General features: G+C 57.0%; 1 protein-coding gene. It reads left to right on the forward strand.

What is annotated here, in order from left to right; genetic code table 11:
* The first annotated feature begins 231 nt into the window (after positions 1 to 231).
* Complete coding sequence (locus ACIPG5_RS25225) at positions 232 to 1,167, forward strand: IS110 family transposase (protein ID WP_401378738.1); 936 nt, start codon at positions 232 to 234, stop codon at positions 1,165 to 1,167.
* The last annotated feature ends 100 nt before the right edge of the window (positions 1,168 to 1,267 follow it).

Genomic DNA, 1,267 nt, shown 5'->3' on the forward strand with positions numbered 1-1,267 from the left:
TTCGCGGGGCAAGCCCGCTTGTGTCTGCATGAGGGGATAAGATCTAGAGTGAGAGCGGTGAATGGCAAGCTGTTAGCCCGAGGTGCCTTGAGCACGTGTGGGAGCAAAAGCTGCCATTCACCGTTCCACTTTGGCGAGAGCCCGAACAGTTGGATGAGGGCCGTAATCTCGAATCACAAGCGTGGGCCAAGCCAAAGCGCTCTCACTCCTTGAGTTTAAGAGGGTTTGGCCATGTCTTCCTCTGTCGGCATCGACGTTTCCAGTGCCACACTTGCTGTTCACATCCGCCCTGAGGGTGTGAACTTCAGTGTTTCCAATGACTTGAAGGGATTCCAACTGCTCGTCGAAAAGCTTGGCGGGTATGCAGTTTCAATGGTCTTGCTCGAAGCTACCGGTGGCTACGAGTGCAATGTCCTCAAAGCGCTGCAGGATGCCGACTTTCCGGTTTGCCGAATCAATCCCAGTCGTGCCCGAGACTTTGCCAAGTCGATGGGTAAACGCGCCAAGACCGATCCCATTGACGCAGCTGTTTTGGCTCACCTGGCTGAAGTGATGCCCCCACGGCCTTGCCAGGTGATGACACCTGAGCGAGCCTTGCTGCGCGAACTGCTTATGCAGCGGGATCGCTTCGTCCAACAGCGCGACGATGACAAGCGGCGTCTGAAGCAGGCGCGGGCTGCCAGTGTTTGTTTGCGGTTGGAACAACACATCGCCTACCTGAAGGGTGAAATTCGAGCGCTGGAGCAAGAGATCGCACAGCAGGCAGCCGCTTTGCCTGATGATCGGGTCAAACAGCTCACTCAAGTCAAAGGAATTGGTCTGATTACTGCCGGAAAGCTGATGGCCTTGCTGCCAGAGCTGGGTCAGGTGGATAAGAAGGAAATTGCCGCCTTGGTCGGTGTTGCGCCGTTCAACCAGGACAGCGGCAAGCAGTCGGGCAAGCGTTCAATCTGGGGTGGACGCTCACAAGTCAGGCGGGCGCTCTATATGGCCTGCTGGGTGGTGATACGCCACAACAAGGACTTCAGCGAGCGTTACAGTGCACTGCGAGCGCAGGGAAAATGCGCGAAGGTGTCGGTGGTGGCGTGTATGCGAGTGTTGCTGGTAAGGCTCAATGCGATGCTCAAGGCAGGAACGCCCTGGCAAGAGCAAATAGTTCATTCGTAGGAGTTAGCCTTGCTAGCAATGCCCGGCACAGCCGGGCCTGGGGCGCTACGCGCCCCATCGTCGGCAAGGCCAGCTTCCATAAGAAGACAGTTGCTCCCAC

Source organism: Pseudomonas sp. NPDC087029 (genome assembly GCF_044745345.1).
Taxonomy (GTDB): Bacteria; Pseudomonadota; Gammaproteobacteria; order Pseudomonadales; family Pseudomonadaceae; genus Aquipseudomonas; species Aquipseudomonas faucium.

Coding starts and splice junctions, on each gene's coding strand:
- ACIPG5_RS25225 (WP_401378738.1), top strand. CDS start 232: ATGTCTTCCTCTGTCGGCATCGACGTTTCCAGTGCCACACTTGCTGTT.